The 7,452-nt window shown below is 72.9% G+C and carries 5 protein-coding genes; 1 reads left to right on the top strand and 4 read right to left on the bottom strand.

The genetic code is table 11. The annotated features are described in order from the left end of the window. The 3 genes from murJ to VLJ82_RS16735 all read right to left on the bottom strand — a co-directional run. Positions 1-1,572: murein biosynthesis integral membrane protein MurJ (gene murJ, locus VLJ82_RS16745; protein WP_408664507.1), on the bottom strand; the 1,572-nt coding region annotated here is incomplete at its 3' end. A 130-nt stretch (positions 1,573-1,702) separates the two neighbouring features. Beyond that, the gene (locus VLJ82_RS16740; protein WP_408664506.1) at positions 1,703-3,877 is read right to left on the bottom strand and encodes a hypothetical protein; all 2,175 of its coding nucleotides are present in this window, start codon (positions 3,875-3,877) and stop codon (positions 1,703-1,705) included. Continuing rightward, entirely contained in the window at positions 3,874-4,341 is a 468-nt protein-coding gene (locus VLJ82_RS16735; protein WP_408664505.1) for an NUDIX hydrolase, read from the bottom strand. Before VLJ82_RS16735 ends, VLJ82_RS16740 begins: the two co-directional genes overlap by 4 nt. A 159-nt stretch (positions 4,342-4,500) precedes the next feature. Here VLJ82_RS16735 and VLJ82_RS16730 point away from each other — a divergent pair, with 159 nt between their 5' ends. Beyond that, the gene (locus VLJ82_RS16730) at positions 4,501-5,892 is read left to right on the top strand and encodes a CCA tRNA nucleotidyltransferase (RefSeq protein ID WP_408664508.1); all 1,392 of its coding nucleotides are present in this window, start codon (positions 4,501-4,503) and stop codon (positions 5,890-5,892) included. Between the two features lie 86 nt (positions 5,893-5,978). Here the strand turns inward: VLJ82_RS16730 and VLJ82_RS16725 are convergent, their stop codons facing one another. Further along, a complete protein-coding gene (locus VLJ82_RS16725) occupies positions 5,979-7,364 on the bottom strand; it encodes an MFS transporter (protein ID WP_408664504.1) in 1,386 nt (461 codons plus the stop codon). Positions 7,365-7,452 lie beyond the last annotated feature (88 nt).

Below are 7,452 nucleotides of genomic sequence, written 5' to 3'. Positions count from 1 at the left end.
GCTGCCGGCCAGCACCAGCGACACCTTGGTGGCCACCATGGCGACGTTGATGAAGGTCGGCGTCCGGGCGTCGCGCATCGCGTAGAACACCCGCTGCTGCAGCATCACCACGGCGAACGGCAGCAGCCCGAAGGCGCCGGCCGCCAGCGCCACCCCGGTCAGGCGGGCATTGGACTGGCTGAACCGGTTCAGCAGGATCACGCTGGTGAACAGCGGCCCGAAGACCATCAGCCCGGCCGAGATCGGCACCAGCGCCACCGCCGAGAGCCGGCTGCCCAGCTGCAGGTCGTCCAGCACCGCCGCGGTGTCGCCGCGGGCCGCCGACCGGCTCATCCGGGGCATCAGCGCGGTCAGCAGGGACACCCCGAGCACGCCGTAGGGCACCATGAACAGCAGGTCGGCGTTGGCGAAGATCTGCACCCCGCCGTGCTCGTTGGCCACCCGGTTGACCACCACCACGCCGACCTGGCTGACCACCACGTAGCCCAGCACCCACAGCATCAGGGTGCGGAACTCCGCCATCCGGCCGGCCTCGTTCGGGCTGGCCCGGAACCGCCACCGCCAGGGGAAACCGCTGCGGCGCAGCGGCACCAGCAGCACCAGCGCCTGCGCGGCGATGCCCAGGGTGGTGCCGATGCCGAGGATGAGGATCTGGGCGTTGGTGATGGTGCCGGTGGTGAGGTTCGCCGGTCCCGGCACCAGCAGGAACAGCAGCGCCGCGGCGATGGTGATCAGGTTGTTCAGCACCGGCGCCCAGGCCGGCCAGCCGTAGATGTGCCGGGAGTTCAGGATTGCCGCGAACATCGCGCCGAGGCCGTAGAAGAAGATCTCCGGCAGCAGCAGGGTGGCCCACAGCCCGGCTACCGAGCGGTACTGCGGCGGGCCGCCGAAGATGCCGATCAGCCAGGGTGCGGCCAGCACCGCCAGCAGGGTGGCGCCGGCCAGCCCGGTGGTGGCGATCGACAGCAACCGCTGGGTGTAGGCCACCCCGCGGTCGGCGTCGTCCTGCTGGGCCTTGACCAGCACCGGGATCAGGACGCTGGTCAGTACTCCGCCGAGCAGCAGCTCGTAGACCATGTTGGGCAGGGTGTTGGCCAGGCCGTAGGCGTCCCCGACGCTGTAGATGCCGGCCCCGACCACGGCCGCGACGACGCTGTTGCGCAGGAAGCCGGTGACCCGGCTGACCATGCTGGCGATGGCCATGGTGCGGCTGCTGGCCAGCAGGCTGGGGGCGGCGGGCTCGTCGCCGGTCGCCGGCCGGGAGTCCTCCTGGACGGCACCCTCGGGAGCGGTGCCGTCCGGGACAGTGCCGTCTAGGGCGGTGCCGTCGGGGGCGGTGCCGTCCGGGGCCGGCCGGACCAGGGTGCCCGGCCCCGCCGTGCCCGCCGCGTTGCCGGCGGACGCGGGCTCGAACGAGCGGGGCCGGTGCCGGCGCGGGCCGTGGTAGATCGGGGTGCTCCAGGCGTCCCCGGTGTCGGGCTGGGCGGTCTCCACCGCCAGCACCGAGGCATCGCCGGGCAGCGGCAACGGGGTGCCGTACAGCCGCTGCGGCGACCAGCCGTCCTCAGTCATGACGTGCGGGCCTTGTCAGAACGCAGGTCCCCGTCATGACCTGCGGTCTGCGAACCCGACGCCCGTTTCGTATTCGATTCGGACGCCAGGGCGTGCAGATCGGATACGAGATCGACCGGGTGCGGGCGGCTCATGAGGCGGCGCCGGCGGCGGCCCGGCGGGGGCTGTGCCGAATTCGCCGGACCACCCGCCGTAGCAGGGCCAGCACCAGCACGCTGACCGCCACCACGGTGATCGCCTTGGTCACCGTGCCGATCGAGGTCGCCCGCAGGTTCAGGGTCACGCCCGGGCCGAGCTGCCGGCCGTCCGGCGTGCGGAGCAGTGCCACGACCTGGAACTTACCGAGCCGGTCGACGTGGGTGGGGATGCGGATGGTGGCGATGCTGCGAGCCGGGATGGTCTGCTGCTGCACCGGCGGCGATCGGAAGCCGACCACCCCGTTGGCCGGTGACACCGCCACCTGGACGGTCACCGCGCGGGGCAGCTCGTTGGACACCGTCACCACCACCGGCGAGTCCACCGACGACAGGCTGTAGGTGCCGACGGCCGGCTGTACCAGGTGCACGGCCGAGGTCAGCTGGTTGATCCGGGTCTGCAGGTTGCGGGTGATCGCCGCCCCGCCGGCCCGGTTGCGCCGCCAGGCGCTGGACTCGGCCCGCTGGATGCCGTTGTTGAAGCCGCCCAGCAGCGCCGCGGCCGCGTCGTTGTCATGCAGCGCCTCGTTCATCGAGCCGACCTGCTGCCAGACCCGGTTCAGCGCCGCCATGTCGGATGGCCGGAGCTCGGCGGCCGGGTTCTCGGCGTTCGTCTGCAGGGCGCCCCGGTCCACCGGCCGGACGGTGTGCAGCGCGGTGCGCACCGCGATCGCCCGGCCCCAGGTGCTGCCCCGCTCAGCCAGGATGGTCTGGGCGGCCGTCTCCGGGTCGGTGTCGACGTAGCGGTCCGGGGTGACCACCACGAAGTGGTTGCGCTCGGGCTGCTGGGCCGCCCGGATGGCCAGCTGGGACAGCAGCGTCTGCTGGTCGTTGGCGGCTGAAGTGCCCGGCCGCAGCGCCCGGGACACGGTGGCCTGGATGCCGCTGTCGGTGACCAGCGCGGTGGCCTGACCGGCTGCCGAGGGCAGCGGGGACAGCGCGTCCGGCCGCGGTTCGGCGTGGTTCTGGCCGGGCAGTGCGGCGTCGCTGAGCAGCACCGTGGAGGCGCCGCCGCCGACCAGGGCGTCCAGCGCCCGGCCGGTCAGCGCGCTGCCTACCGGCCAGGTGAGCAGGTCGGAGGAGAAGTCGCCGTTCAGGGTGGGGGCGATCCGGGCCTGCACCTGCGGCTCCAGGGCGGTGGAGAACTTCAGGCCGGCCCGGGTGACGGCATTGATGTCCGGATCAGCGAAGGCGGTCAGCACGATGTCGTGCCTGGCCCGCAGCTGCTTGAGCCGGGCCAGCCAGCCGGCAGCCAGCTGGCCGCCGGTGCCGGGCACCGTTCCGGTACCGGCCCGCACCCGGTAGCCGCCGGGGCCGGCCATCACCGCCAGGCTGTCTAGCAGGTCCGGATCGACCAGCAGGGTGAGCCGGACCTGGCCGGCCAGCAGCTCGGCGGTCCGCAGCGCCCGGTCCAGCCGGCCGCCCGGGCCCACCGAGCCCGCCAGCTGCTCGTCGGTGAAGACGTCGGTGTCCATCCAGCGGTGCGGCACCTCCAGCAGCGGCCATACCCAGGCGACCTGCACCGGCCGCGGCTGGTCGATGAAGGACGGTATGAGCACCTGCTGCCGGCCTAGCTCGGTGGCGCCCACGCTGGGATCGCTCACCCCCCGGACCACCAGCGCGTACGGGTACACCCCGTCGAAGCACAGGCACAGGTCGTCGGTGGGCACGCGGTAGCTCAGGGTCAGGGTCTGGCGCGGCAGCAGCGGTGCGGTCAGCGCCAGCGGGTTCTTCACTGTCAGCTCGGTGGTCGGCGGCGGCTGCTTGATCGCGGAGTCCAGCAGCTCCTGCCGGCCGATCGACGCGCCACGCTGGATGCTCAGCTCGACGTCGGAGTAGGTGTTGTCGGTGTTGTTGGTGACGGTCACGTCGAAGGTGACCGGAAGCGCGGCGCCGTCGATGGGGTCCGGGCTGCGCGGGCTCATCGCGTTCAGCACCACCGTGACGGCGCTGCCGGCGGGCTGCGGCGCGGTGCGCGGCCGGGCGGTGGCGCCGGCGGCCGGGGCGAGCGCCACCGGCAGCACGCTGAGCAGGCACAGGACGACGGTGCCGAGAAGGGCGGAGAGCCGGCGGCGGCGCGCTCGGTAGGGGTGGCCGGGGGGCCGGCTCACGCGGTTTCCCGCAGCAGCCGGCGGGCCTGGTCGAGCAGGCCGCGCTCGTCGGAGTACGCCAGCCGGTCGGCGATCCGCGGCAGCGGGACCCAGGCCACCTCAGTGACCTCCACGTCCGAATCGGACAGCTCCCCGCTGACGGCGCGCATCAGGTAATGATGGACGGTCTTGTGCACCCGGCGGCCGTTCACCACGAACCAGAAGTCGATGACGCCAAGGCTGCCGATCACCTCGCCGGTGATCCCGGTCTCTTCGGCGACCTCGCGGACCGCCGCCTGTTCCAGGGTTTCGCCCTCTTCCAGATGCCCCTTGGGCAGCGACCACAGCAGCCGTCCGCGCCGGTTGGTACGGCCGATCAGCGCACCCTGCGGCACCGGCCCGGACAGGTCCAGCACCAGCCCGCCGGCGCTGGTCTCGTCCACTCGGGGAAGCCGCGGGCGCCGGGTGGACGACGCTCGGGACATGTCTCGATGCTACTTGGGAGTTCAGTAGGGTTTGACACCGTGAGTGAGCACCGCAGCGACGCAGGAGCGAGGAGCGGAGCGAATGATCAGCCCGTGAGTGAGCACCGCAGCGACGCGACAGGCCCCGGCGCGGTCGGCAGCCCGGGCGAGCTGGTGCCGATGCCGCCGGCGGCCACCCGGCTGGGTTCGCTGTTCGCCGGAGCCGGCCACCAGCTGTACCTGGTCGGTGGCCCGGTCCGCGACGCGCTGATGGGCCGGCCGGTCAGCGACCTGGACTTCACCACTGACGCCCGCCCCGAGCAGGTGCTGGAACTGGTGTCGGGCCTCGCCTCGGCCACCTGGACCACCGGCATCGAGTTCGGCACCGTCGGCGCCCAGATCGGCGGCCAGCCGTGCGAGATCACCACCTTCCGGGCCGACAGCTACGACCGGGTCAGCCGCAATCCGGTGGTCGAGTTCGGCACCGACATCGCCTCCGACCTGCGCCGGCGGGACTTCACCATGAACGCGATGGCGGTCTCGGTGGCCGACCGGCACTTCGTCGACCCGTACGGCGGGCTGGCCGACTTGGCCCGCGGCCTGCTGCGCACCCCGGCCTCGCCGCAGGAGTCCTTCGGCGACGACCCGCTGCGGATGCTGCGCGCCGCCCGGTTCGTCGCCCAGCTGGGGGTCACCCCGGCCGAGCCGGTGACCGAGGCGATCCGGCAGTTGGCCGGTGAGCTGGGCCGGATCACCGTCGAGCGGGTGCAGGTAGAGCTGAACAAGCTGATCGCCGGCGCCTACCCGCGCCGCGGGCTGGAGCTGCTGGTGGACACGGGCCTCGCCGATGTGGTGCTGCCGGAACTGCCCGCGCTGCGGATGGCCGCCGACGAGCACGGCCAGCACAAGGACGTCTACGCCCACACCCTGCAGGTGCTCGACCAGGCCATCGAGCTCGAGCAGCGCGAACCCGGCGCGGAGCCGGACCTGGTGCTGCGTTGGGCGGCGCTGCTGCACGACATCGGCAAGCCCGACACCCGGCGGTTCACCCAGGGCCCGGGCGGCGCCGATCAGGTCACCTTCCACCACCACGAGGTGGTCGGCGCCCGGCTGACCCGGGCCCGGCTGAAGGCACTGAAGTTCCCCAAGGACCAGATCGAGGACATCGCCCGGCTGGTCTTCCTGCACCTGCGCTTCTACGGCTACGGACGCGGTGAGTGGACCGACTCGGCGGTCCGCCGTTACGTCACCGACGCCGGGCCCCTGCTGGACCGGCTGCACAAGCTGGTGCGCTCGGACACCACCACCCGCAACAAGCGCAAGGCCGCGCTGCTGGCCGCCACCTACGACGACCTGGAGGAGCGGATCGCCCGGCTGCGCCAGCAGGAGGAGCTGGACGCGATCCGCCCGGACCTGGACGGCAACGAGATCATGACGATCCTGGGCCTGCCGCCCGGGCCGCTGGTGGGCAAGGCCTACAAGTACCTGCTGGAGCTGCGGATGGAGCGGGGCCCGCTGCCGCACGACGAGGCCGTCCGGGCCCTCAGGTCGTGGTACGCCGAGCAGCAGTGACCTGCCGGCAGGTGGATCAGAGCGGCCGGACGGCCTTGAACGGTCCGGCCCTCACAGCGGCCGGACGGTCCTGAACGGTCCGGCCCTCACAGCGGCCGGACGGCGGGGCGGTCCCGGGTCGCCGGGCAACTGGGCAGGGCAGCCGGGCCGGTGGTCCGGCGCCGGCGGAGCGGCGGGCTGAGCGGGTCGGGGTCCGAGACCAGCAGGTAGGCGGTCCCGACGGCCAGGTAGGCCACCCCGATCAGCGCCACCGCGACGGCGGACTTGCCGTTCTCGGGCAGCGCCAGCGCGGTCAGCACCCCGGCCGCCACGAAGATCACGTTGAACAGGGTGTCGTAGAAGGAGAACACCCGGCCCCGGTAGTCGTCGGCGACCAGCTGGGCGATCATGGTGTCCACGCTGATCTTGACGCCCTGGGCGGCCAGGCCCAGCAGCGCGGCGGCCGGCAGGAAGGTCCGCAGCTGGAACGGCAGCCCCAGGGTCAGCTCCACCACCCCGGCACCCAGCAACAGCAGCGCCGGCCACCGGGTGTAGCCGAGCCGGCGGGCGGCGGGCGGGGTGAGCAGCGCCGCCAGGCCGCCGCCCAGGGCGACCGCGGCCACCACCTGGCCGAGCCCCGGCAGGCCCGCCCGGAACGGCCCGTCGTCGGAGAAGTAGTTCCGGAACAGCAACAGGGTGCAGATGGCGCTCACGCCGTAGGCGAAGCGGTGCACCCCGATCACCGCGAAGGCACGCAGCACCGGCGGGTGGGAGCGGACGTGCCGGGCGCCGTCGGCCAGCCCCGACAGCACGTGGCGTACCGAGTCGGAGTGCTCGCGGGTGTCCTCGTCCGGGCCGAGCTGGCTGGCCTGGAAGCCGGCGGCCCGCCAGGCGGCCAGCGCGTAGCCGATCGCCGCGCCCACCGCGACCGCGGAGTAGCCGATGTTGCCGCCGCCCAGCAGCGAGCGCAGGGTGATCGCGGCACCGCCGCCGACGGCGGCGATCACGGCACCGGCGGTGACCGACACCGCGTTGGCGGTGATCAGCCGTTCCGGTTCCACCACGTGCGGCTGGGACGCCGACAGCGCCGACAGCACGAACCGGTTGACCGAGATGACCACCAGCGCGCTGAGGTAGAACGGCTGGCCGTGCACCCCGACCCCGATCTCGACGGCCACCCCGCACACCAGCAGCGCCCGGATCAGGTTGGCGCCCAACAGCACCCGCTGGCGCCACCAGCGGTCCAGCAGGACGCCCGCGAACGGGCCCAGCACCGAGTACGGCAGCAGCAGCACCGCGAAGCCGGCCGCGATGTCGCCGGCGTGCGCCGCGCGTTCGGGGTTGAACAGGATGGCGCCGGCCAGCGAGGCCTGGAACACCCCGTCGGCGAACTGGCCGAGCATCCGGACCGACAGCAACCGGCGGAAGTCCGGGCGTCCCAGCAGCCGCCGGCTGCCCGGTCCGCGTTCGGGCCCGCGTTCGACCACTGTCACCTGATCCGCCTTCGTACGTCGCCGCGGGTGTCCGCTGCTACTCCGTTCGACCTGCTCTGCCTCGACGTTAGCCCGGACGGCGTCTGGT

The sequence above is a fragment of the Jatrophihabitans sp. genome (genome assembly GCF_035474675.1).
Lineage (GTDB): Bacteria > Actinomycetota > Actinomycetes > Mycobacteriales > Jatrophihabitantaceae > Jatrophihabitans_A.
Note: the sequence above shows the minus strand (reverse complement) of the source record. Positions and strands in the feature narration are given on the sequence as shown.